General features: G+C 65.2%; 27 protein-coding genes. 11 read left to right on the top strand and 16 right to left on the bottom strand.

The window, feature by feature from the left end; genetic code table 11:
* Positions 1-12 precede the first annotated feature (12 nt).
* The 5 genes from EN846_RS25175 to EN846_RS25155 all read right to left on the bottom strand — a co-directional run bounded on the left by EN846_RS25175 (position 13) and on the right by EN846_RS25155 (position 5358).
* Positions 13-1671, bottom strand: a complete 1659-nt coding sequence (locus tag EN846_RS25175; protein WP_127391974.1) for an FAD-binding dehydrogenase — start codon at positions 1669-1671, stop codon at positions 13-15.
* 82 nt (positions 1672-1753) lie between these two features.
* Positions 1754-2740 (bottom strand): Gfo/Idh/MocA family oxidoreductase, encoded by a 987-nt coding sequence (locus tag EN846_RS25170; RefSeq protein WP_127391975.1) that lies wholly within the window; start codon positions 2738-2740, stop codon positions 1754-1756.
* Between the two features lie 371 nt (positions 2741-3111).
* Complete coding sequence (locus EN846_RS25165; RefSeq protein WP_127391976.1) at positions 3112-3687, bottom strand: YceI family protein; 576 nt, start codon at positions 3685-3687, stop codon at positions 3112-3114.
* 69 nt (positions 3688-3756) lie between these two features.
* Positions 3757-4329, bottom strand: a complete 573-nt coding sequence (locus EN846_RS25160; RefSeq protein WP_127391977.1) for a cytochrome b — start codon at positions 4327-4329, stop codon at positions 3757-3759.
* A gap of 138 nt (positions 4330-4467) precedes the next feature.
* A complete protein-coding gene (locus tag EN846_RS25155) occupies positions 4468-5358 on the bottom strand; it encodes a LysR family transcriptional regulator (protein ID WP_127391978.1) in 891 nt (296 codons plus the stop codon).
* 96 nt (positions 5359-5454) lie between these two features.
* On the opposite strand from EN846_RS25155, the gene EN846_RS25150 reads away from it, so the two are divergent.
* Positions 5455-6450, top strand: a complete 996-nt coding sequence (locus tag EN846_RS25150; protein WP_127391979.1) for an aldo/keto reductase — start codon at positions 5455-5457, stop codon at positions 6448-6450.
* 210 nt (positions 6451-6660) lie between these two features.
* Here EN846_RS25150 and EN846_RS25140 read toward each other — a convergent pair whose 3' ends face one another.
* The 8 genes from EN846_RS25140 to infC form a co-directional block, all read right to left on the bottom strand.
* Entirely contained in the window at positions 6661-7263 is a 603-nt protein-coding gene (locus EN846_RS25140) for a nucleotidyltransferase family protein (RefSeq protein WP_127391980.1), read from the bottom strand.
* Positions 7264-7306: 43 nt separating this feature from the next.
* Positions 7307-9715: a phenylalanine--tRNA ligase subunit beta gene (gene pheT, locus EN846_RS25135; RefSeq protein WP_127391981.1), complete on the bottom strand. Its 2409-nt coding sequence runs from the start codon at positions 9713-9715 to the stop codon at positions 7307-7309.
* On the bottom strand, positions 9712-10149 hold the full coding sequence (locus tag EN846_RS25130) for a GFA family protein (RefSeq protein WP_127311560.1): 438 nt from the start codon (positions 10147-10149) through the stop codon (positions 9712-9714). The genes pheT and EN846_RS25130 overlap by 4 nt, the downstream gene beginning before the upstream one ends.
* Complete coding sequence (pheS, locus tag EN846_RS25125; protein WP_128346285.1) at positions 10146-11243, bottom strand: phenylalanine--tRNA ligase subunit alpha; 1098 nt, start codon at positions 11241-11243, stop codon at positions 10146-10148. The genes EN846_RS25130 and pheS overlap by 4 nt, the downstream gene beginning before the upstream one ends.
* A gap of 140 nt (positions 11244-11383) precedes the next feature.
* Positions 11384-11785, bottom strand: coding sequence for a 50S ribosomal protein L20 (gene rplT, locus EN846_RS25120; RefSeq protein WP_042637600.1), 402 nt, complete (start codon positions 11783-11785; stop codon positions 11384-11386).
* Between the two features lie 93 nt (positions 11786-11878).
* Positions 11879-12082, bottom strand: a complete 204-nt coding sequence (gene rpmI, locus EN846_RS25115; protein ID WP_027166935.1) for a 50S ribosomal protein L35 — start codon at positions 12080-12082, stop codon at positions 11879-11881.
* A gap of 230 nt (positions 12083-12312) precedes the next feature.
* Positions 12313-12963 carry an isoprenylcysteine carboxylmethyltransferase family protein gene (locus tag EN846_RS25110; protein ID WP_127392116.1) on the bottom strand — a complete coding sequence of 217 codons (651 nt, stop codon included), beginning with the start codon at positions 12961-12963 and terminating at the stop codon, positions 12313-12315.
* 182 nt (positions 12964-13145) lie between these two features.
* Entirely contained in the window at positions 13146-13682 is a 537-nt protein-coding gene (gene infC, locus EN846_RS25105; RefSeq protein WP_059187883.1) for a translation initiation factor IF-3, read from the bottom strand.
* Between the two features lie 219 nt (positions 13683-13901).
* Here infC and EN846_RS25100 point away from each other — a divergent pair, with 219 nt between their 5' ends.
* From EN846_RS25100 to EN846_RS25085, 4 genes are all read left to right on the top strand, one after another.
* Complete coding sequence (locus EN846_RS25100; protein WP_127283600.1) at positions 13902-14696, top strand: alpha/beta hydrolase; 795 nt, start codon at positions 13902-13904, stop codon at positions 14694-14696.
* A 2-nt stretch (positions 14697-14698) separates the two neighbouring features.
* Positions 14699-15883 (top strand): benzoate/H(+) symporter BenE family transporter, encoded by a 1185-nt coding sequence (locus tag EN846_RS25095; RefSeq protein WP_127392115.1) that lies wholly within the window; start codon positions 14699-14701, stop codon positions 15881-15883.
* 75 nt (positions 15884-15958) lie between these two features.
* Positions 15959-16444 carry a DUF2852 domain-containing protein gene (locus EN846_RS25090; protein ID WP_127311391.1) on the top strand — a complete coding sequence of 162 codons (486 nt, stop codon included), beginning with the start codon at positions 15959-15961 and terminating at the stop codon, positions 16442-16444.
* A 119-nt stretch (positions 16445-16563) separates the two neighbouring features.
* A complete protein-coding gene (locus EN846_RS25085; RefSeq protein ID WP_127283603.1) occupies positions 16564-17322 on the top strand; it encodes a M48 family metallopeptidase in 759 nt (252 codons plus the stop codon).
* Between the two features lie 27 nt (positions 17323-17349).
* On the opposite strand, the gene EN846_RS25080 is transcribed toward EN846_RS25085, so the two are convergent.
* Positions 17350-17568, bottom strand: a complete 219-nt coding sequence (locus EN846_RS25080) for a hypothetical protein (RefSeq protein WP_127283604.1) — start codon at positions 17566-17568, stop codon at positions 17350-17352.
* A gap of 111 nt (positions 17569-17679) precedes the next feature.
* On the opposite strand from EN846_RS25080, the gene EN846_RS25075 reads away from it, so the two are divergent.
* From EN846_RS25075 to EN846_RS25050, 6 genes are all read left to right on the top strand, one after another.
* Complete coding sequence (locus tag EN846_RS25075; protein ID WP_127392114.1) at positions 17680-18339, top strand: phosphoribosylanthranilate isomerase; 660 nt, start codon at positions 17680-17682, stop codon at positions 18337-18339.
* A 26-nt stretch (positions 18340-18365) separates the two neighbouring features.
* Positions 18366-19586 carry a tryptophan synthase subunit beta gene (trpB, locus tag EN846_RS25070; RefSeq protein ID WP_127392113.1) on the top strand — a complete coding sequence of 407 codons (1221 nt, stop codon included), beginning with the start codon at positions 18366-18368 and terminating at the stop codon, positions 19584-19586.
* 2 nt (positions 19587-19588) lie between these two features.
* Positions 19589-20428: a tryptophan synthase subunit alpha gene (trpA, locus tag EN846_RS25065; RefSeq protein ID WP_127283608.1), complete on the top strand. Its 840-nt coding sequence runs from the start codon at positions 19589-19591 to the stop codon at positions 20426-20428.
* 39 nt (positions 20429-20467) lie between these two features.
* Positions 20468-21394, top strand: coding sequence for an acetyl-CoA carboxylase, carboxyltransferase subunit beta (gene accD, locus EN846_RS25060; protein WP_127283609.1), 927 nt, complete (start codon positions 20468-20470; stop codon positions 21392-21394).
* 122 nt (positions 21395-21516) lie between these two features.
* The gene (locus tag EN846_RS25055; RefSeq protein ID WP_127392112.1) at positions 21517-22842 is read left to right on the top strand and encodes a folylpolyglutamate synthase/dihydrofolate synthase family protein; all 1326 of its coding nucleotides are present in this window, start codon (positions 21517-21519) and stop codon (positions 22840-22842) included.
* Between the two features lie 40 nt (positions 22843-22882).
* Positions 22883-23302 (top strand): VOC family protein, encoded by a 420-nt coding sequence (locus EN846_RS25050; protein ID WP_127392111.1) that lies wholly within the window; start codon positions 22883-22885, stop codon positions 23300-23302.
* A gap of 21 nt (positions 23303-23323) precedes the next feature.
* On the opposite strand, the gene EN846_RS25045 is transcribed toward EN846_RS25050, so the two are convergent.
* On the bottom strand, positions 23324-23605 hold the full coding sequence (locus tag EN846_RS25045) for a cupin domain-containing protein (protein WP_127283612.1): 282 nt from the start codon (positions 23603-23605) through the stop codon (positions 23324-23326).
* 133 nt (positions 23606-23738) lie between these two features.
* A complete protein-coding gene (gene trxA / locus EN846_RS25040; RefSeq protein WP_126057124.1) occupies positions 23739-24062 on the bottom strand; it encodes a thioredoxin in 324 nt (107 codons plus the stop codon).
* Positions 24063-24126: the final 64 nt, after the last annotated feature.

Below are 24126 nucleotides of genomic sequence, written 5' to 3'. Positions count from 1 at the left end.
GCCGTCGAACGTTCAGACCACCGCGCCGCCCGCCGACCGCCCGGCGCTGCGGCCGGAGAAGATGCAGCCGCCGAGAAACGTGCCTTCCAGCGCCGCGTAGCCGTGCAGGCCGCCGCCGCCGAAGCCGGCGGCTTCGCCGACCGCATAGAGGCCGGGGACCGGTAGGCCCCCGGCATCGAGAACGCGGCTGTCGAGATCGGTCTGCAGGCCGCCGAGCGTCTTGCGGGTGAGGATGTTGAGGCGCACCGCGATCAGCGGGCCGTTCGCCGGATCGAGCATTTTGTGCGGCTTTGCGGTGCGGATCAGCTTGTCGCCGAGATAGGCGCGCGCGCCGCGCAACGCCGTGATCTGCATGTCTTTCGAGAACGGATTGTCGAGCTGCCGGTCGCGGGCGCGGATCTCGCGCTCGACCTGGGCCTCCTCCAATAGCGGTTCGCCGCCGGCCAGCGCGTTCATGCGCTTGACCAGCGTCGAAAGGTCGGCCTCGACGATGAAATCCTCGCCCTTCTCCATGAAGGCTTTCACCGGGCCGGGAATGCCCGACGTGGCGCGGCCCAGCACCTGGCGCCAGCTCTTGCCGGTCAGGTCCGGGTTCTGCTCGGAGCCCGACAGCGCGAACTCCTTCTGGATGATCTTCCTGGTCAGGATGAACCAGGAATAGTCGAAGCCGGTGCGCATGATGTGGCTGAGCGTGCCGAGCGTGTCGAAGCCCGGATAGAGCGGCACCGGCAGCCGCTTGCCGCGCGCGTCGAGCCACAGCGACGACGGGCCGGGCAGGATGCGGATGGCGTGGTCGGTCCAGATCGGCGCCCAGTTCTTGATGCCCTCGACATAGTGCCACATGCGGTCGCGGTTGATGACCCTGCCGCCGGCCGCTTCGGTGATGGCCAGCATACGGCCATCGACATGGTCGGGCACGCCGGTGATCATCCGCGATGGGGCCTTGCCCAGGCGCTCGGGCCAGTTCTTGCGCACCAGCTCGTGATTGGCGCCGATGCCGCCGGAGGCGACGATCACCGCTTGCGCGTGAAGTTCGAAATCGCCGGCGATGTCACGCGCGCTCTTGCGGCCGCGCTCCACGCTGCTTGGCTCGAGGATGTCGCCGCGCACGCCATCGACGGTCGTGCCCGTTCGCGTCAGCTCGTTGACACGATGGCGGAATTTGAACTGGACAAGCCCGCGCATCGCCGCCTCGCGGACACGCAGGACAAAAGGTTCGAGCACGCCGGGGCCGGTGCCCCAGGTGACGTGGAAGCGCGGCACCGAATTGCCGTGGCCGATGGCGTTGCCGCCGCCGCGTTCCGCCCAGCCGACGACGGGAAAGAATTTCAGCCCGCGTTCGATCAGCCAGGAACGCTTTTCGCCGGCGGCAAAGCCGACATAGGCCTCGGCCCATTTGCGCGGCCAGAAATCTTCCGGGCGGTCGAAAGCCGCGGTGCCCATCCAGTCTTCCAGCGCGAGATCGTGCGAATCGCGGATGCGCATGCGTCGCTGCTCCGGCGAGTCGACCAGGAACAAACCGCCGAACGACCAGAAGGCCTGGCCGCCCAGCGACTGCTCCGGTTCCTGGTCGACGATGATGATCTTCTTGCCGGCCTCGGCCAGCTCGGCCGCGGCGACGAGGCCGGCCAGCCCCGCGCCGACAATGATGACGTCCGCGTCGTCAGCCATTTTTGCTCCCCCCAAGGCCGATAGAGCAATTCCAGGAAAAGTGTGAAGCGGTTTTCCGTCCGGATTGCGTCAAGACAAAGACTCAGACCGGTTCCCAGCCGTCCTTGCCGCCGGCGCGGAAGATGGCATCGATGACCTTCTGGTTGAGCACCGATTCCTCCAGCGTGAAGACGCGCTCCTTGCCGCCCTGCGCCGCCCTGGCGAAGGTCTCGACCTCCAGCCGGTACTGCTGCGTGCCGGGGAAGCGGAACACCTGCGCCTCGGTGTGGTTCTGGTTGTGCAGCTCGACCCGATGGTGGTCGTAGAGCCCGGCATTGAACGGCGAGAACACCTCGATGAAACCCTTCTCGCCGTGGAACACCATCACCTGCCGCGCCGCCATCTGCGTCGACAGGTAGAAGGACAGTTCGAAGTCGCCGAAGTCGGCGCGGATCGAGGAATAGATGTCGGTGCCGAAGGTCTTGTCGCGCTCGATCGTCGCCTGCACGCGCTGCGGTTCCTTGCCGGTCGAAAAGCGCGTCGACACCGTCGGGTAGACGCCGATGTCGGGCAGCGCGCCGCCGCCGAGGTCAAGCTGGTTGCGCATGTTCTTGGGGTCGACATTGTAATAGGAGAACGCGCCCTGCACGTGGCGCAGCCGGCCGATGGCGCCGCTGGCGATCAGGTCGCGCACCTTGATCCATTGCGGGTGGTAGATGACCATGAAGGCTTCGCAGACCAGCACCTTCTTCTCGTCGCGCAGCTTGATCAGCGGCGCGATGTCCTTGGCGTCGAGCGCCAGCGGCTTCTCGACCAGCACATGCTTGCCGGCCTGGATCGCCTTGGCCGTCCACTCGACATGCTGCGAGGTGGGCAGCGGGATGTAGACGCCGTCGATGTCCTTCGACGCGAGCAGTTCCTCATAGGAGCCGAAAGCATGCGGCGCGCCGAAACGGTCGGCCAGTGCCCGGGCTTTCGCCAGATCGCGGCTGGCGATCGCCGACAGGATGCCGTTCTCCGCCTCGACGATCGCCGGTAACAGCTGCTCGCGGCCGATCTTGGCCGTCGACAGAACACCCCATCGGAACATCACGCTTCTCCATGTCGAATTGCATCATGGAGGTGTGCCCCAATTCAGGGGAAAAGCCAATCGCAGACACTCCGTGGCTTGGCGCATGCATTGTCCAATGTAGCGCTGGTCGACCCCCACTCCGTCTCGGCTTCGCCGAGCCACCTCTCCCCCGATCGACGGGGTAGAGGAAGGCGCCTAGCTTTTTGCCATCAACGCTCCTCCAGCAACGCTCCCTTCCTTTCCCTCCGGAGGGGGGAAAGGTGGCACTGCGAAGCAGCGACGGATTGGGGGAACCACGTGGCAATCAAGCTACGGCCTGATCAGTCACGCCAATCACAGAAGATGTGTGCATAGCGTGGCCCGCTTTGCCGGGGGCGAGGAAATGCGCCTCAGCCCCTCTTGCCCGTCAGCGTCATGTCGAAGTTGACGACGTTGGAATAGATCGGCGTGCCGACATCCATGCCGTAGCGTGACCTCAACACCTTGCCGGTGACGTGGAATTTGATCGTGCCGGCCTTGAGGCTGCTGAGCTCGGCGGTGAATTTTTCCGGAAACGTCTTGCCGCGCGCCGTCAGCCGGCCGGTGACCAAGGCCGTCGTGTCGCCGGTACGGGTCACATTGGTCGAGCGGAACTGGATTTCCGGGCTGTTGGTGCTGTCGAACACCGCGTCGGAGCGCAGGAAGGCATCGATGCGGTTCTGGCCGGTGCCGACGCTCTCGGGAAAGATGGTGAGGTTGACCTGCGAGCGTTCGACATTGCCGTTGTCGATGCGGATGCTGCCCTTGAAGCGGGCGAAGGCGCCGTCGAAGCCGCCGCCGCCCGCCTTGCCGATGGTGAAGCGGATGTTCGATGCGGCCGGGCTGATCGTGTAGCTGCCGGCGGCGTCGCTGAGCGCCACCGCCGCGATGGCGGGCACGGCAAGGCAAGCGGCAAGGGCCGCCAATCCAAGGATGCGCGCATGCATGGGGGAGGTCCTTTTTCTGAGGCAGCGCATTGCTGTCTTCTCGCCTCACCAACGAACGACGGCGGTCTTCTATTCCCGGCCTGACGAAGGCGTGATCATGCGCGCAAGCACGCTGTCGCGCAGCCAGAAATGATGGCGCAACGCGGCCAGGATATGCAGGACGACGAGCGCGATGCCGGCATAGGCGAGGTACCAGTGCGCTGCCGTCCAAAAACTCTCCGCCGCGTCGGATACAGCCAGTGGCAGGTTGGGCATCACGAACAGGTTGAACGGCATGCTCGGGATCTCCAGCGTCGACACCGACACCAGCGCCCAACCGGAGAGCGGCAGGGCGATCTGGAAGAGATAGAGCGCGAAATGCGCGAGCGGCGCGGCTTGTCGCTCCAGGCCTCCGACCGAGGAGGGCAACGCCGGCACGATGTTGCCGAGCCGCCAGGCGATGCGCAGGATGATCAGGCCGAGCAGCAGGAAGCCGAAGGACTTGTGCAACTGGATCAGCTCGAAGGCGGTGCGCTGGCTTTCGATCCGCATCATCACGAAGCCGAGCACGAACTGACCGACGAAGATGATCCCGATCACCCAGTGGAGGACGATCATCGCCCAGCCATAGCGGGTTGAGGTGTTGGTGATTGACGATTCCATGGTCGAAAAACGCCGCTGAGGTCAGCTTTCTTCCAGGCTACCCTATGCCCCACTCTCCACACAATTCCGGGCGCCGGCGGCCAATAGGGTTGGCGACCAACCTTGGAGCGATGGTTTCGCCGCGAGCCTGCAGCGCCCCTACCCGCCCACCCTGAAGAAATCCACGAAAGCCCGCAGCGCCGGCCGCATCTGCCGGCGGCTGGGATAATAGACGAAGAAGCCGTCGAAGGTCGGGCACCAGTCTTCCAGCACGCGGATCAGCCCGCCGTCGGCGAGCGGCGCCCTGACATAGGGCTCGAAGACGAAGGCGAGCCCGGCGCCGTCTACCGCTGCTTGCGCGATCAGATGGTCCTCGTCGAGGATCAGCGGCCCTTGCGCAGCGATCTCGATCTCCTCGCCGTCCTTCTCGAATTCCCAGCGATAGAGGATGCCGCTGGAAAAGCGGAAGCGGATGCAACGATGGTCGGCGAGCTCGCGCGGGTGGCGCGGTCTGGGCATCGTGGCAAAATAGGACGGCGCGGCGACGACGGCGCCGCGAAGGTCGGGCCCGATGCGCACGGCGATCATGTCGCGCTGCAGGCTTTCGCCGAGCCGCACACCGGCATCGAAGCCGCCCTCGACCACATCGGTGAAGCGGTCCTCGATGACGATCTCCAGCACGATGTCGGGATAGGCGGCGGCAAAGGCGCCGAGCCGTGGCGTCAGCGTCAGGTGCGCTGCCGTGCGCGGCACGGTCAGCCGCAGATTGCCGGCCGGCCGGTCGCGCGCCTCCACCGCCGTCTCCAGCGCGTGGTCTATTTCGGAAAGCGCCGGCCGCAGCCGTTCGAGCAACTGCGCCCCTTCCACGGTCGGCGCCACGCTGCGCGTGCTGCGCGCCAGCAGCCGCACGCCGAGCCGCGCCTCCAGGCTCGATACGGCATGGCTCACCGCGGACGGTGCGATGCCGAGCTCGCGCGCGGCGCCGCGGAAACTGGCGCATTGGGCGACGGTGGCAAGCACGGCCAGTTGAGAAAAGTTGGTGCGGTTCATTGATCTATTTTATAGAACAAGCCGTGCAAAAGCGACACGGTTATCGAACGAAAGGCAAGTGGCTACTTGTTCCGCATCACAACAAGGAGATGCGTGATGCAAACCCGCAAACTTGGAACTGAACTCGAAGTCTTCCCCGTCGGCCTCGGCTGCATGGGCATGAGCTTCGTCTATGGCGGCCAGCCGGAAGCCGAAGCGATCGCCACGCTGCGCCGCGCCGTCGAGATCGGCGTGACCTTCTTCGACACCGCCGAAGTCTATGGCCCCTACGAGAACGAGATCCTGCTCGGCAAGGCGCTGAAGCCGGTGCGCGACAAGGTGACGATCGCCACCAAATTCGGCTTCAAGATCCTGGAAGAGGGGACGGGCACCGACCGCATGGCCGGCGTCGACAGCCGCCCCGAGCACGTCAAGGCGGTGGCCGAGGCCTCGCTGAAGCGGCTGGGCACTGATGTCATCGACCTCTACTACCAGCACCGTGTCGACCCCAACGTGCCGATCGAGGATACGGTCGGCGCCATGGCCGAGCTGGTGCGCGAGGGCAAGGTACGCGCGCTCGGCCTCTCCGAGGCGAGTGCCGCGACCATCCGCCGGGCGCATGCGGTGCATCCGATCTCGGCCGTGCAGAGCGAATATTCGCTATGGACCCGCGATCCAGAGGACGAGGTCCTCGCCGTCTGCCGCGAGCTCGGCATCGGCTTTGTCCCCTACAGCCCGCTCGGCCGCGGCCTGCTCACCGGCACGATCGCCAAGCCGGACGTCCTCGACGCCGGCGACTGGCGCCTCGGCCAGCCGCGCTTCCAGGCCGAGGCCATGGCGGCCAACGCCAAGGTTGTTGCCACGCTGGAAAAGATGGCGGCGGAGAAGGGCGTGACATCGGCTCAACTGGCGCTCGCCTGGGTGCTGCACCAGGGCGATTTCATCGTGCCGATCCCCGGCGCGCGGAAAATCCGCCATCTGGAACAGAACACGGCAGCGGCCAGGGTCGAATTGAGTGCTGCGGAGGTTGCCGCGATCGGCGACGCGCTGTCGCCGGATAAGGTGGTCGGCAAGCGCTATACCGAGGAGCTGATGGCGCTGGTGAATGGTTAGACGGTTCAGCTTGCTTTGAGACGCCGGCGGGACAGCGCCCCCCTCTGTCCTGCCGGACATCTCCCCCACTTGGGGGGAGATTGGCTGTCACCGCCGCTTTCGCCAATTACGACCGTTTGAAGGAAAGGCGCGGCGCCAAAGCTGCTGATCTCCCCCCTTGTGGGGGAGATGCCCGGCAGGGCAGAGGGGGGCGCCTCGCGCTTACATATCCTACCACGGCACCACCTCAATCTCTGGCCAGCACTCCTGCGCCCTTTTCCCCTTCGCCTCATGCGTCCGCTGGTTGTCCATCACCCGGTTCGGTGTAATCCGGAACGAAAACACATCGTCCAGCCCGAACGGCGCCACCAGCTCCAGCGCTCCGTCCCGGCCGTACCGCACGCCAACCGCATGCGTCTTCGAAGCAAAATAGCTGACGGACTCGCTTGCGCTCGCATAGCGCGGGCATTCCTGCCCGAACTTCTCCGGATACCACAAATGCACCCGCGCCTGGTTGCGCACCTCGACAGGCAGCGTCAGCCCGTCGAAATGTCTGGCCGCCCGGCGGATGACCGCGTCCTCGGCCTCGTAGGAAAGGTCGGCATCGTCGAAATAGAACAGGTCGACATCCTTGATGCCGTAGCCCGGCGGCTTGCCGGTCAGGTGGTTCCAGACGCTGTTGTAGAGCGCGCCGGAAACCATCAGCCAGTCCGGCAGCGCGAGCTCCCGCACCCGCGCCAGCGTTTCGCCAATGAGCGGGTCGCTCGCGATGATGCCGAGGAACGCTGCGCGCTGCACTTCGAAGGGAAGGCCGGAATAGCGGAGATGGTCCATCGCCCTTTGGAGGACGATTCGCCACCTTCCGGCAATCCGCTGCTTAAGCGCGCAGCACGCCGCCCGTCTGCTTGTTGACGTTCTCGACGATGCGCTTGGCCAACGCCTCGAAGTCCTCGTCGGTCAGCGTCTTCTCGACCGGCTGGATCGACACCTCGATGGCGATCGACTTCTTGGCCGCGCCCAGCGACGCGCCCTCGAAGACGTCGAACACCGAGACCCCGGTGACCAGCTTCTTGTCGGCGGCAAGCGCTGCGCGCACCAGCGTGCCGGCCTCGACTGTCCTGTCGACGACGAAGGCGAAGTCGCGCTTCACCGCCTGGAAGGGCGACAGCTCCAGTTTCGGCTTTGTGCGGGTCGGCTTGGCCTTCGGCTCCGGCACGGCGTCGACAAAAACCTCGAAGCCGCAGATCGGTCCGGAAACGTCGAGCGCCTCAAGCGTCTTCGGATGGAATTCGCCGAACGTGCCGAGCACCGTCTTCGGGCCGAGCTTGATCGTGCCTGAACGGCCGGGATGGTACCAGGCGGGGCCGCCGGGCTCGATCTGCAGCCGGTCGACCGGCGCGCCGCAGGCTTCGAGCGCCGCGATCGCATCGGCCTTGGCGTCGAACACGCCGACCGGCCCGGCATTGCCGGCCCAGTGGCGGCCGGAGCCGTCGAGCTTGGCCGTGCCGCGCCGCACGCCGGCGGCGACGCGCCGCTGCTGGTCGGGCAGGTCGCCCTCATAGGTGCCGGAAACCTCGAACAGCGCCACATCGCCAATGCCCCTGTCGGCATTGCGCTGGGCGGCAGAGATCAGGCCGGGCAGCAGCGAGGGCCGCATGTCCGACATGTCGGCGGCGATCGGGTTGGCGAGCTTCAGCGCCGTCTGGCCGCCGCCGAACAGTTCGGCGTGCTTGGCCGGAATGAACGACCAGGTGACGGCCTCCATCATGCCGCGCACGGCAAGCGCGCGCTTGGCCGCGCGGGTGCGGATCTGCAGCACCGTCAGGATCTTGCCGTTGACCGCGTCATGCGAGGTCAGCGGCTGCGGCGCGATATTGTCGACGCCGTGGATGCGCATCACCTCCTCGACCAGGTCGGCCTTGCCGTCGACATCAGGCCGCCACGACGGCACCTTCACCTTGACGACGTCGCCCGAGCCCTGCGGCTCGAAGCCGAGGCGGGTCAGGATGTCGAGGCTTTCGGCCTGCGGCACCTCGATGCCGGTCAGCCGCTTCACTTCCGACAGCGGGAAGGAGACGGTTTTCCGCTTGTGGCCGGCATAGCCCGCCACCTCGATCTCGGTCGGCGTGCCGCCGCAGAAATCGAGCACCAGCTTGGTCGCCAGCTCGATGCCGGGCACCATGAATTCAGGGTCGACGCCGCGCTCGAAGCGGTAGCGCGCATCGGTGATGATGCCGAGCGCGCGGCCGGTGCGGGCCGTGGTGATCGGATCCCAGAGCGCCGATTCGACCAGCACGTCGGTGGTGTTCTCGTCGCAGCCAGAATGCTCGCCGCCCATGATGCCGGCGATCGATTCGACGCCGTCCTCGTCGGCGATGACGCACATTTCCGGCGTCAGCGTGTATTCGCGGCCGTCGAGCGCCAGCACCTTTTCGCCATCCTTTGCCCGGCGCACAGTGAGGTTACCGGTCACTTTCTCGGCGTCGAACACATGCAGCGGCCGGCCGCGGTCGAAGGTGACGTAGTTGGTGATGTCGACCAAGGCGCTGATCGGCCTGAGCCCGATGGCGAGCAGCCGCTGCTGCAGCCATTTCGGCGACGGGCCGTTCTTCACGCCCCTGATCAGCGTGAGCGCGAAGCCGGGGCAGAGTTCCGGCGCCTCGATCGTTACCTTGACCGGGCAGAGGCCATCGCCGGCATGCGGCATGATCCCGCCGCCGACGAGGCGCCCGAGCCCGCTCGCGGCAAGATCGCGCGCGATGCCGTAGACGCTGGTCGCGTCCGGCCGGTTCGGCGTCAGATTGATCTCGATCACCGGATCGTCGAGATGGGCGTAGGCGGCAAAGCTGGTGCCGACAGGCGCGTCCTGCGGCAGGTCGATGATGCCGTTGTGCTCGTCGGAGATTTCCAACTCGCGCTCCGAGCACATCATGCCGTGGCTCTCGACGCCGCGGATCTTGCCGACCGCGAGCGTCACGTCGATGCCGGGAACGTAGGTGCCGGGGGCGGCGAAGGCGCCGATCAGCCCGGCGCGGGCGTTCGGCGCGCCGCAAACCACTTGCACCGGCGGTTTGCCGTCGCCGGTATCGACCGTCAGCACGCGCAGCCGGTCGGCGTCGGGATGCTGCACCGCCGTCAGCACCTTGGCGATGACGAAGGGTCTTAGCCCCGCCTTGTCGTCGACATGCTCGACCTCGAGGCCGATCGCGGTCAGCCGCTCGACGATCTCTGTGAGCGAGGCGTCGGTCTCGAGGTGGTCCTTGAGCCAGGAGAGGGTGAATTTCATGACTGTGTTCCGTCTGGTCTTTGCCCATCGGGCCTGGTCACGCTGGTTCTGAGATGGCGCGGCAGGTCGTCGGGCATATGCAGGAAGGGGAGCTGCTCGCGCACATGGGCATGGTGCGTCGGCTTGAAATAGGCCGGCATGTCCATCGAACCGAGGGTGAAATAGATGTGGCCGGCGAGCCGCTCATCCGTATAGGCGATCGGCGAGCCGCAGACGCCGCAGAAGGTGCGCGTTACCGGGCCGTTCTCGAACCGCTTCAGTGCCTTGCCGTCAAGCGCGATCTGGTCGGTCATGAAGCCGACGAAGGCCGACACCGGCGCGCCGCTCGCCCGCCGGCAATCGCCGCAATGGCAGTAGCTGATGTGGTGCGGCTCGACTGACGCCTCGAACCGCACCGCGCCGCAGCGGCAGCCGCCGGTGTGCGGCGCCGTCATGCCGAGAGGCCTCCGAACAGCGTCGGCAGGTCGAGCGGCCTGAAGCCGTAATGCGACAGCCAGCGCACGTCGGCATCGAAGAAGGCGCGCAGGTCCGGCATGCCGTATTTCAGCATGGCGATGCGGTCGATGCCCATGCCCCAGGCAAAGCCCTGATACTCGTCGGGATCGAGCCCGCCATGGCGCAGCACATTGGGGTGCACCATGCCGCAGCCAAGAATCTCCATCCAGTCCGAGCCTTCGCCGAAGCGCACTTCGCCCGGCCGCGAGCGGTCGCACTGGATGTCGACCTCGAGGCTCGGCTCGGTGAACGGGAAGAAGGACGGGCGGAAGCGCATCTTGACGCTCGGCACCTCGAAGAAGGCCTTGCAGAACTCCTCCAGCACCCACTTCATGTTGGCGACGTTGGCTGATCTGTCGATCACCAGCCCTTCGACCTGATGGAACATCGGCGAGTGCGTGGCGTCCGAATCCTGCCGGTAGGTCTTGCCGGGGATGACGATGCGGATCGGCGGCTTCTGCCGCTCCATGGTGCGGATCTGCACCGGCGAGGTGTGGGTGCGCAAAAGCTTGCGCTCGCCCTTCTCGTCCGGCTGGAAGAAGAAGGTGTCGTGCATTTCGCGGGCCGGGTGGCCTTCCGGGAAGTTCAGCGCGGTGAAATTGTAATAGTCGGTCTCGACATCGGGGCCCTCGGCGATGGCGAAGCCGAGATCGCCGAAGATCGCCGCGATCTCGTCGATGACCTGGCTGATCGGGTGGATGCGGCCGCGCTCGGCCGGCGACTGGCGCACCGGCAGCGTCACGTCGACCGTCTCGGCGGCGAGCCGGGCGGCGATCGCCACGTCCTTCAGTTCCGCCTTGCGCGCGGTCAGCGCCTCGGTGACGCGGTTCTTCAGCCCGTTGATCGCCGGGCCCTTCACCTGGCGTTCCTCGGCGGTCATCGCGCCGAGTGTCTTCAGCATTTCGGAGACCGAGCCCTTCTTGCCCAGCGCCGCGACGCGCACCGCCTCGATCGCAGCCTCGTCAGCGGCTGCCGCTATGTCGGCAAGCAGCGAGCCTTCCAGGACTTCAAGATTTCCAGCACTGGCGTTCACGGTGAAACTCTCTCGATAGGGCAACCACCAGTGTCCGGTGCGTCACCATTTTGGTTGCATCAGGCATAAGAAAAACCCGCGCCAGCCGTGCCAGCGCGGGTTCCCCAAATCAGAATTGCGAATGCTTGGGAAGCGCTGGCTTAGGCGACAGCGCTTTCAAAAGCGTTCGGCGTGGTGTTCTTCAGGTATTCGAGCGCGACCTTGGCCTTGGCCACCAGCGCGGCGAAAGCCTGCGGCTCGTGGATGGCCATGTCGGACAGGACCTTGCGATCGATCTCGATACCGGCCTTGTTGAGGCCGTCAATGAAGCGGCCATAGGTCAGGCCGTGCTCGTGGGTCGCGGCGTTGATGCGCTGGATCCACAGCGCGCGGAACGAGCGCTTGCGGTTCTTGCGGTCGCGATAGGCGTACTGCAGCGACTTCTCCACCGCCTGCTTGGCGATGCGGATGGTGTTCTTGCGGCGGCCGTAGAAACCCTTGGCGGCTTTCAGGACCTTCTTGTGCTTGGCGTGAGCGGTGACGCCTCTCTTTACGCGTGCCATGTCATGATCTCCTTAAAAGCAATTCCAGGAAAAGTGTTTAGCGGTTTTCCGTTGGGAATTGCGTCAAACCAGTTGCGTGTCCAGGCCGAATGCTCAGAGGCCGTTCGGCAGAAAATTCTTGATGACCTTCTTGCCGTCCGGTTCAGCCAGAACCATCGTGCCGCGGGCATCGCGAATGAACTTGTTGGAACGCTTGATCATGCCGTGGCGCTTGCCGGCGGCAGCCGACAGCACCTTGCCGGTGGCAGTAATCTTGAACCGCTTCTTGGCGGCCGATTTGGTCTTCATCTTGGGCATTTTGCTACTCCGTATTGTGGGCGCACCATCGCGCTTCTTGTTCGCTTCGGGCCGACCAAAGCCCGAAAAGCAAATGAAACCGCCACGGCATGCCCTGCCGGGCGGTTTTCGTTTTTGTTCCTGCGTATCTTTCCGAAAGACGATTTCGGGCCGATACGCGGAACGGCGGTCCTATAGATCAAACACGGCCGGCGCGCAACACCTCAAGCCATGCGACGCTCTGCCCGCGATCAGGGGAGCCTGAAGAGCACGGGCAGCACGCCCGACAGCTGCGCGCCGTCGATCAGCTCGAAGGCCGGCAGCGCGACCAGGAAGACCAGCCCGTCGAGCAGCGTGTTCAGAAGCAGGCGCGGCTTGAAGCTGCCGGTGTCGCCTTCGTCGTAGAGCGAGAGGTCGGGGAAGAAGCGCGGCACTTTCGCCAGATAGGCTCGATAAGGGGCGCCGAGCGCCTCCTTGAGGAATTTCTCCTCGCGCAGGATGACGATGTGGAACGCCCCGGCGCACAGGGCCGCTAACAGGATGATCCCGGTGAACGAGCCGATCTGCGCGCCGACACCGGCGGCGGCGACCGTCGAGAAGACATAGAGCGGGTTGCGGGTGATCGAATAGGGGCCGCCGGTGACCACTTCGGAGGATTTGCGCCCGCCGATGTAGAGCGTCGCCCACAGCCGTCCGACGATGCCGAGGAAGATCAGCAGCACACCGAACATCTCGATCGACTCATGCAGCCACGTGTCGGGCGGAAAGGTCGACTGGCCGAACAGCAGCGCGGCGAACAGCACCGCGATCAGCACCGCCAGCACCATCCTGCGAATCTGCTGGTAGTTGCCCAGCCCGTATTTCACGGGGTTGGTGTCGGGGTATTTGACGTCATCGACCATGATGCAATCCGATCGTCGAGGTTTGCCGGCGATCGGATTGAAAACAGGCGCCCCGCCGATCGTCGGGACGCCGTGCTCCGCAATTCAGGCGGATTTTAGAGCACGCCGCCAGGGGAAGTGGTCAATTCGGCTTCTCGAAGCCGTGATCGACGCCAACGCCTGGGTGGTCGGGCGCCCGCCAGTCAGCGGGGCGCCAGCACCATCATCATCTGGCGGCCTTCGAGCTTCGGTTCGGCTTCGACCTTGGCGATCGGCGCCACTTCCTCGCGAACCTTGTTCAGGAGCTGCATGCCGAGCTCCATATGCGCCATTTCGCGGCCTCGGAAGCGCAGCGTCAGCTTGACCTTGTCGCCGTCCTCGAAGAAGCGGCGCACCGCCTTCATCTTGGTCTCGTAGTCATGGCTGTCGATGTTCGGGCGCATCTTGATCTCCTTGATCTCGATGACCTTCTGGTTCTTGCGCGCTTCGGCCGCCTTCTTCTGGTTGGCGTATTTCAGCTTGCCGAGATCGAGGATCTTGACGACGGGCGGCTGTGCGTTGGGCGAGATCTCGACGAGATCGAGCCCGGCCTCTTCGGCCAGCAGCAATGCGTCGTTGATGGAAACATCGCCACGATTGTGGCCTTCTGCGTCGATGAGCTGGACCCGGGGCACCCGGATGTCGCGGTTGGAGCGCGGCCCATCCTTGGTGGGCGCCGCTGCTTTGAAAGGTCTGCGAATGGTCGTGGTCTCCTTGGCCGTTTCGTTCGGGGTTCGTAGGGTTCGGATGGTCGGGACGCGCCAATGTGGTGAGCGCGCGGCGCAAGTCAATAGCACAGCCTTCGCAAGAAATCACCTGATCCCGCGTCTGCACCAAGCAAAGAAAGTTGCAGAGCACTTTTCGTCGAACGCTCCGCCGTGCCAAAAGACCGGCACAAGGAACAGGACCAGACGCCAGCCATGACCGCAACCGCTCCCATGTTTCTGGATGTCGGGGGAACCAGCATCGCCGTCAGGCAGTCGCAAGGCGCGGCCGTCAGGCCGTCGCAAGGGGCCGCGCCTGGCGTCGTCTGGCTCGGCGGCTACAAGTCCGACATGCTGGGCACCAAGGCCGAGACGCTGGCCGGATGGGCGGCAAAGGAGCCCAGAGCCTTCCTGCGCCACGACTATTCCGGCCATGGCGAGTCCGGCGGCGCCTTCGCCGACGGCACCATCTCGAAATGGCTGGCCGAGAGCCTCGCCGTCTTTCGCCGTTTCACCCAAGGCAAACAGATCCTGGTCGGGTCCTCGATGGGCGCCTGGATCGCGCTGCGCATGGTGCAGGAACTGCGCAAGGCGGGCGACGCCAGTGTCACTGGCCTGGTGCTCCTGGCGCCGGCGCCGGATTTCACCGCCGAGCTGGTCGAGCCGGCGCTGACCGAGGCGCAGAAGCAGGATTTGCTCGAAAAAGGCTTCTTCGCCGAGCCATCGGACTATTCGGCCGAGCCCTATATCTACACGCGCGCGCTCATCGAGGACGGCCGCAAGAACCTGGTGATGGGCGGGCCGATCGACACCCACTGCCCGGTCCACATCCTGCAGGGCCTCGCCGATGCGGACGTGCCGTCCAGCCACGCGCTCAAGCTTGCCGCCTTGCTGCCGGCTGACGACGTGACGCTTTCGCTCATTCCCGACGGCGACCACCGCCTGTCGCGGCCGCAGGATCTCGACCTGCTGCTGCGGGCGGTGGGCGATATGGTGCAGCGGGGCATGTGAGCATGCGCATCTCCGTTCCGATATCCGCCTTCGTCGCCGCGATCGTCGGCTTCGGCGGCACGCTCGCCGTCGTCATCGCCGCCGCCAAGGCGGTCGGCGCGACGCAGGTCGAGACGGCGAGCGGGGTGACGGCGATCTGCCTGGCGATGGCGGTCGAGTGCCTGTGGCTGTCCTGGCGCACGAAAATGCCTGTCATCACCGCCTGGTCGACGCCCGGCTTGGCGCTGCTCGCGGCATCGAGCGGCTTTTCGGTGAACGAGGCGGTCGGCGCCTTCATCGTCACCGCGGTGCTTTTGATCGCCACCGGCCTGTTCAAGCCGCTGACCCAATTCATCGCCCGGATTCCACCCTCCGTCGCTTCCGGCATGCTGGCCGGCATCCTCGTCGGCTTCGCCACCAATGCCTTCAAGACCATCCCTTCCGATCCCTGGCTGATCCTGCCGCTGATCGCGGCCTTCTTCGTCATCCGTCTGTTCAATCCGGCGCTATCGGTGCTGGCGGTGCTGATCGGCGGTGGCCTGGCCGCCTTCCTCACCGGCCGTGTCGGCGGCCTGCCGGCGCCGGAACTGTCGACGCTGACGCTGATTGCGCCGCAGTTCACGGCCGGCGCCGTCATCGGGCTTGCGCTGCCGCTCTACCTTGTCACCATGGCCTCGCAGAACCTGTCCGGCCTCGCCGTGCTGAAGGCCGCCGGCTACCACCCCGAGCCCGGTCCGTTGATCGGCGTCACCGGCTTCTTCTCGCTGCTGTCGGCGCCGTTCGGCGGGCCGACCACCAATCTGGCGGCGATTTCAGCGGCGATCTGCACCGGGCCGGATGTCCATCCCGATCCGGCCGAGCGCTGGAAGACAGGCCCGTTCTACACGCTCGCCTACCTCGTCTTCGCCATGTTCGGCGCCTCGCTGGTGGCGATCTTCGCCGTGCTGCCGCAGGCCCTCATCGTGCTCGTGGCGGGTCTTGCGCTGATGGCGCCGCTGACCAACGCGCTGTCGATCGCGCTCAAGGACGAAGGCCACCGCATGGCCGCCATCGTCACCTTCGCCGTCACCGCCTCGGGGTTGACGCTGTTCGGCGTCGGCGCGGCATTCTGGGGCCTGGTTGCCGGAATGGTCGTGCTTTTCCTCGAAGAACTCAAAATGAGACAATCATTTCAGCCCTTTGTCCGGTTTTGGATGCGGTCGTCTTGAATCGCCGTTTTGCCCATCCCATCTCGATTCCACGCAGCCAGGATTGGCTGTGCCCAACGGAAGGACTGGGAGAAAATGAACACAACTGCATTGATCCGTCCGGCTTGGACGCCGGCGACCATCGCGCTGATGGTGATCGGCTTCATGGTGTTCTGGCCGCTCGGCTTCGCCATGCTCGCCTACATCATCTGGGGCGACCGGCTCGACGGCTTCAAGCGTGACGTGAACCGCGCCACCGACGGCATCTTCGCCGGCTGCCGCCGCGGTTCCGACAAGGCCGCGCGCTGGGGTCACGGCTCGGCCCGCACCGGCAACGTCGCTTTCGACGACTGGCGCGAAAAGGAGCTCGACCGCCTGGCCGAGGAACGCCGCAAGCTCGACGAGATGCTGACCGAGTTCGACGACTATGCCCGCGAGCTGCGCCGCGCCAAGGACCAGGACGAGTTCGATCGTTTCATGGCCAACCGCAACAAGTCGACCGCGCCAACCACGACCGGGACGACCAAGCCGGCAAGCCCGTCGACCCCCAAGCGCAAGGGCTCGAACCTGCTTGACGACTGAGGTTGCGCGACCGGCCTCGCTATGACGAACGGCGTCGCGCAAGCGGCGCCGTTTCGTTTTTGTTCTCTTTTTAAGTTCACTCCACTGGTCGTTTTCCTCGAATCGCGTATCGTCCGGCCATGACCATCGGCTTTTTCCGCAGCCTGACCAAACCCAAGCCGGCGCCAGTCGTCGAGCGCGAGCACAGCGTTGCCGGCCGCACCCTGCCGCTCAAGATCGTCGAAAGCCACAGGGCGCGGCGGCTGACGCTGCGCATCGATTCCGGCGGCCAGGGCCTGCGCATCACCGTGCCGCCGGGCCTGCGCCGCGGCGAGGTGGAGAAATTCCTGGACCGTCACCAGGATTGGCTGGAGCAGCGGCTGGCCAAGGTGCCGACACGGCCGCAGGTGCGGCCGGGCATCAAGATTCCGGTGCGCGGCGTGGCGCATCGCATCGTCCATGATCCGTCTAAGCGCGGCACCGTCACCATCTCGCGCGACGAGCGTGGCCCGCTGCTGATCGTGCATGGCGAGCGCGTGCATCTGCCGCGCCGCATCGCCGACTATCTGAAGCGCGAGGCCAAGCGCGAGATCGAGAAGTTGGTGGCCAAACACACCGAAGCGCTCGGCAAGCGCGCCAAGGCGATCCGCTTCAAGGACACCTCCAGCCGCTGGGGCTCGTGCACCTCGGAAGGCAATCTGTCCTTCTCCTGGCGCATCATGATGGCGCCGGCGCCGGTGATAAACTACCTCGTCGCGCATGAGGTGGCGCATCTGAAAGAGATGAACCACGGCCCGAAATTCTGGAAACTGTGCGAAAAGCTCTGCCCCGACACCGACCGCTGTAAGGACTGGCTGAAGCGCAACGGCGGCGCCCTGCAGGCGATCGTGTTCGATTGACGCGTCCGGCGGCCTTGGGCCGGCCGCTCAGTCATCATTCGCCGCGTTCAGTTCCTCCGGTCGCAACCCCTCGGCGCCATGTTGCGGCCACGGCAGGAAATTCCGGTCGAAAGCGTCACCGCCGAAATAGTCCAGCGCCCGGTGCGCCTCGGCCCCGTTGAAGGCGGCCTTGTCCATCAGATGCGCGATCACGTCGCGCGCCTGCGCGATCTTTTGCCTGAGTTCGGCAACGGTTCGGTCGGTCATGATTGTCTGCTCCCGCCAATGTCCCCTGTTTGAAAGGTAGTGCTTTCCGCCGTGGCGGCAACAGCATGCTTTTTCTCGACTCTTGCGGCTTTTCGTGCCAATCCCCGCGCCATGGCGCTCGACATCAAGATCTGCGGGTTGAAGACCGACGCGGCAATGGCCGCGGCGCTGGCCGGCGGCGCCAGCCATGTCGGCTTCATCTTTTTCGCCAAGAGCCCGCGCTATATCGAGCCCGCCGGCGCCGGCTGGTTGCGCGAGGCGGCGCGCGGCAAGGCGTTGGCGGTTGCCGTCACAGTCGATGCCAGCGACACCTTCCTGGATGAGATCGTCGCCAGGATGCAGCCTGACATGTTGCAGTTGCACGGTTCCGAAACGCCCGGGCGGGTGGCCGAGGTGAAAGCGCGCTATGGCCTGCCGGTGATGAAGGCACTGTCGATCAGTGAGACGGCCGATCTGGAGCGGATAAAGCCGTTCGTCGGCATCGCCGACCGCTTCCTCTTCGATGCCATGCCGCCGAAAGGTTCCGAGTTGCCGGGCGGCAATGGCGTCGCCTTCGACTGGCATATCCTTGCCGGCCTTGACGCCGGCGTCGATTACATGCTTTCCGGTGGGCTCAACGCCGTCAACATCGGCGACGCCCTGAGATCAGCCAATCCGCCCGGCATCGACATTTCGTCGGGCGTGGAAAGCGCCCCGGGCGTCAAGGATCCGGCGCTGATCGAGCAGTTTTTCCGGGCCGTCAGGGCCGCGCGCGACGACCGCGCCGCCTGAGCAATTCTTGAACCAGGAGATCGGCGATGAACAAGCCGGCTATGCCCAATTCCTTCCGCACCGGGCCCGACGAGCAGGGCATGTTCGGCATTTTCGGCGGCCGCTTCGTCGCCGAGACGCTGATGCCGCTGATCCTCGACCTCGAACGGCACTGGAACGAGGCCAAGAACGATCCGGAGTTCAAGGCCGAGCTGCAGAACCTGTCGACCCACTACGCCGGGCGGCCCTCAAAGCTCTATTTCGCCGAAGGCCTGACGAGGCATCTCGGCGGCGCCAAGGTCTATTTCAAGCGCGAGGATTTGAACCACACCGGCTCGCACAAGATCAACAACTGCCTGGGCCAGATCCTGCTCGCCAAGCGCATGGGCAAGAAGCGCATCATCGCCGAGACCGGCGCCGGCCAGCATGGCGTCGCTTCGGCCACTGTCGCGGCCCGCTTCGGCTATCCCTGCGTCGTCTACATGGGCGCCACCGACGTCGCCCGGCAAAGCCCCAACGTCTTTCGCATGAAGCTGCTCGGCGCCGAGGTGCGGCCTGTTACCGCCGGCCACGGCACGCTGAAGGACGCCATGAACGAAGCGCTGCGTGACTGGGTGACCAATGTCGAGGACACCTATTACCTGATCGGCACCGCCGCCGGCCCGCATCCCTATCCGGAGCTGGTGCGCGACTTCCAGTCGGTCATCGGCGCCGAAGCCCGCGCGCAGATCCTCGAACAGGAAGGCCGGCTGCCCGACACCATCATCGCCGCCGTTGGCGGCGGCTCCAACGCCATCGGCCTGTTCCACCCCTTCCTCGACGACAAGGACGTCCGCATCATCGGCATCGAAGCCGGCGGCCGCGGCCTCGATGGCGTCGAGCATTGCGCCTCGATGAATGCCGGCGCGCCCGGCGTGCTGCACGGCAACCGCACCTATCTGCTGCAGGATGCCGACGGCCAGATCCTCGACGGCCACTCGATCTCGGCCGGCCTCGACTATCCGGGCGTCGGCCCCGAGCATTCCTGGCTGCGCGACTCTGGCCGCGTCGAATATGTGCCGATCCTCGACGACGAGGCGCTGGAGGCCTTCCAGCTGACGACGCGCGTCGAAGGCATCATCCCGGCGCTTGAATCGGCCCATGCCATCGCGCATGCGGTCAAGATCGTGCCGGCCATGGACAAGGACCAGATCGTCATCGTCAACCTGTCCGGCCGCGGCGACAAGGACGTGCACACGGTGGCCAACATGCTGGGCATGGAGATCTGATCATGACGACCCGCATCGACCGCCGCATGGCCAAGCTGAAAGCCGAGGGCCGCCCGGCGCTCGTCACCTATTTCATGGGCGGCGACCCCGACTACGACACCTCGCTCGCCATCATGAAGGCGCTGCCTGGCGCAGGCAGCGACGTCATCGAGCTCGGCATGCCGTTTTCCGATCCGATGGCCGACGGCCCGGCCATCCAGGCGGCGGGCCTCAGGGCGCTGAAAGGCGGCCAGACGCTGGTCAAGACGCTGAAGATGGCGTCGGAATTCCGCACCGCCGACAACGAGACGCCGATCGTGCTGATGGGCTACTACAACCCGATCTACATCTACGGCGTCGAGCGTTTCCTTGCCGATGCCAAGGCCAGCGGCATCGACGGGCTGATCGTCGTCGACCTGCCGCCGGAAATGGACGAGGAGCTCTGCATTCCGGCGCTGAAGGCCGGCATCAACTTCATCCGCCTGGCGACGCCGACCACCGACGACAGGCGCCTGCCCAAGGTTTTGGAGAACACCTCCGGCTTCGTCTACTACGTCTCGATGACCGGCATCACCGGCTCGGCATTGGCCGACACCGCCAAGGTGGCGGCGGCCGTCAAGCGCATCAAGGGCCACACCGCGCTGCCGGTCTGCGTCGGCTTCGGCGTCAAGACCGCCGAGCAGGCGCGCACCATCGGCGCCTCGGCCGACGGCGTCGTCGTCGGCACCGCGATCGTCAACGCTGTCGCCAATGTGCTGGGGCCGAAGGGCGAAAAGACCGCCGATCCGGCCGAGGCGGTGGCTACTTTGGTCAGCGGCCTTGCCCAGGGTGTCCGCTCCGCCCGCCTTGCTGCCGCCGAATAGTTTTCCTACCTCTTCCTAGTCAGGACGGGAGCCGAAGCGATGAACTGGATCACCAACTACGTCCGCCCGAAGATCAATTCGATGCTCGGTCGGCGCACCGACATGCCCGAGAATCTCTGGATCAAGGATCCCGAGACCGGCGAGATGGTGTTCCACAAGGATCTCGAATCCAACCAGTTCGTCATCCCGTCGTCCGGCCATCACATGAAGATCTCGGCCAAGGAGCGGCTGAAATATTTCTTCGACGACGGCAAATACGAGACGCTCGAAAATCCCAAGGTCGTGCAGGATCCGCTGAAGTTCCGCGACGAGAAGCGCTACACCGACCGGCTGAAGGACGCCAAGGCCAAGACCGGCCTGGAGGACGCGATCGTCAATGCGCTGGGCAGCATCGACGGACTGCCTGTGGTGGTCACCGTGCAGGATTTCGCCTTCATGGGCGGCTCGCTCGGCATGGCTGCCGGCGACGCCATCGTCCATGCGTTCGAGGTCGCCCTGCAGCGCAAGCGGCCGCTGATCCTGTTTGCCGCTTCCGGCGGCGCCCGCATGCAGGAAGGCATACTCTCGCTGATGCAGTTGCCGCGCACCACGGTCGGCGTCGACCGGCTGAAGGAAGCCGGCCTGCCCTATATCGTCGTGCTGACCAATCCGACCACCGGGGGCGTCACCGCTTCCTATGCCATGCTGGGCGACGTCCACATCGCCGAGCCCGGCGCGCTGATCGGCTTTGCCGGGCCGCGCGTCATCGAGCAGACCATCCGCGAAAAGCTGCCCGACGGCTTCCAGCGCTCCGAATATCTGATGGAGCACGGTATGGTCGACATGGTGGTGTCGAGGCTGGAGATGCGCCAGACCATCGCGCGGCTTCTGAAGATGCTGCTCAAGCTGCCGCAGGAAGAAAAGCCGCTCGAGCCCGAGATCCTGCCGCCGGCGCTCGCCCACCAGGAAGCGCGGCCGCAGGCCTGACGCGACACTGAACGCCGCGAGGCGCGATTGCGCGCACCGTCCGGTGTTGTAGCTTTTTGATTTGCGCATGATCCTTTCCGAAACCGATTTCCGGTTTCGGGGTCATGCGCTAGGATTCGTCCATGACAACGCTTGCCGCCGACCGCGAAATCGAAAGCCTGATGGCGCTTCACCCGAAGGGCTTCGACCTTTCGCTCGACCGCATCACGCGGCTGCTCGAACGTCTCGGCAATCCGCAGGAGCTGATCCCGCCGGCGATCCACATCGCCGGCACCAACGGCAAGGGCTCCTGCGCCGCCTTCTCGCGCGCGCTGCTCGAAGCGGCCGGTCACCTCGTCCATGTGCACACCTCGCCGCATCTGGTGAACTGGCACGAGCGCTACCGCCTCGCCGCCGAGGGCGGCGGCAAGCTGGTCGACGATCAGGTCTTCGCCGATGCCATCGCCCGCGTCGCGGCCGCCAATGCCAGTCAGAAGATCACCGTCTTCGAGATCCTCACCGCCGTCACCTTCCTCTTGTTCGCGGAGCATCCGGCCGAAGCGGCCATCATCGAGGTCGGCCTTGGCGGCCGCTTCGACGCCACCAATGTCATCGCCCGGCCGGCGGTGTCGGTGATCATGCCGGTGTCGATGGACCATGAGGCCTATCTCGGCGACCGCGTCGAACTGATCGCCGCAGAAAAGGCCGGCATCATCAAGCCCGGCTGCCCGGTTGTCATCGGCGCGCAGGAAAGCGAGACGGCGCTGCAGGTGCTGATCGAGACCGCCGAGCGGCTCGACTGCCCGACCTTCGTCTATGGCCAGGATTTCCTCGCTTTCGAGGAAAACGGCCGCATGGTCTACCAGGACGAGGACGGGCTGATGGACCTGCCGCCGCCGCGCCTGCCGGGGCGCCACCAGTTCGCCAATGCGGCCGCGGCGATCGCCGCGATCAAGGCCGCCGGCTTCGAGATCAGCCATCGCGCCGCCGAAAAGGCTATGGCCAGCGTCGCCTGGCCCGGCCGCATGCAGAAGCTGGCGCAAGGCAAGTTGGCCGAATTGGCGCCGAAGGGCGCCGACATCTGGCTCGACGGCGGTCACAATCCGGGCGCCGGCATCGTCATCGCCGAGGCGCTCGCCGAGCAGGAAGAGAAGCACCCGCGGCCGCTGTTCCTGATCTCCGGCATGATCAACACCAAGGACCAGAGCGGCTATTTCCGTGCCTTCAAGGGGCTCGCCCGGCATGTCTATACGGTGCCGGTGAGCCTCAGCGACGCCGGCGTGCCGAATGACGAGCTGGCGCTGCGCGCCGCCGAAGCCGGCCTGTCGGCAGAACCCGTCAGCTCCGTCGCCAGCGCGCTGATGCTGCTGCGCGACACCTGGGACGGTCCGCCGCCGCGCATCCTGATCGGCGGCTCGCTTTACCTGGCCGGCGCGGTGCTGGCCGAAAACGGCACGCCGCCGACCTGAGGGCAGGGTTCCGACCTGTTCTGACCGCAAGGAGCCCGTCGTGATCAAGGTCAAGCAACTCGCCCATGTCTGCATCTTCGCGCATGACCTGGAAGCGACGCGCAGCTTCTACCGCGACGTGCTCGGCATGGACACAAGGTTCAATTTCCTGCGTGACGGCACGGTTTTCGGCTTTTACCTCGATTGCGGCGGCCGCAGCCATGTCGAGGTGTTCCAGAAGGACGAGGCCAGATACAGCGATCGCAACCAGATCAACCATTTCTGCCTGGAAGTGGAAAACATCGACGCGGCGATCGCCCATATCAGGTCGAAGGGCGTCGAGGTCACATCGAAGAAGCTCGCCTGCGACGATACATTTCAGGCCTGGATCCGCGATCCGAACGGCGTGAAGATCGAGCTGTTCGAATACACCGCCAAAAGCGCGCAATTTACCGGCGGCGATCGCATCGCCGACTGGTGACTTCCGCGCGCCGTCTATGGGCTATTTCAGCTCGATCTCGATGAAGGCGTATTCGCTGTCATTGGCGCTGATGACGTCGTGCTCGACGCCCTCCTTGCGGAAATAGGGCGCCCCCTTCTTCATCTCGGCGAAGGATTCGCCGTCCTTGGTCAGCAGCTTCACCTTGCCGTCCATCAGCGGCACGATGACATAGTCATGGCCATGGCGGTGCCAGCCGGTGTTGTCGCCGGGCTGGAAGCGGTATTCGGTGACGATGACGCGCTCGTTGTCGATGAAGACGGTGGCCTTGGCTGTTCCGGTCATGGTGTTCTCCTGTCCGTCCCAAGCAGACGACATGCAGGCATAGCACACGAGGGCCAGAAGGCGCCGAGACATGGCGCCAAAGAAAAAGCCCGGTGCGATGGCCGGGCTTGTCCTTTGAAACTTTTCGATTGGCTCAGGCGAGGCTGCCGTTGATCCAGTGCGACAGCGCGGTCTTCGGCGCCGCGCCGACCTTCATGTCGGCGACTTCGCCGCCCTTGAAGATCATCAGCGTCGGGATCGAGCGCACGCCGAACTGGGCGGCAAGCTCCGGATTCTCGTCGATGTTGAGCTTGGCGATCTTCACCTTCGAGCCAAGCTCCTTGGCGATGTCTTCCAGCGCCGGGGCGATCATCTTGCAGGGGCCGCACCATTCGGCCCAGAAATCCACCACGACCGGCTCCTTGGCGTTGAGCACATCGGCCTGGAAATTGCTCTTGTCGACCTTGACGGTGGTCATGCGGAAATCCTTTCGAGAACTCGGGTTACACCAAATGTGGTGGTGGCAGCGGCCTAATTCAAGC

Source organism: Mesorhizobium sp. M4B.F.Ca.ET.203.01.1.1, from assembly GCF_004791025.1.
Lineage (GTDB): Bacteria > Pseudomonadota > Alphaproteobacteria > Rhizobiales > Rhizobiaceae > Mesorhizobium > Mesorhizobium abyssinicae.
This window is presented reverse-complemented; position numbering and strand designations above follow the sequence as displayed.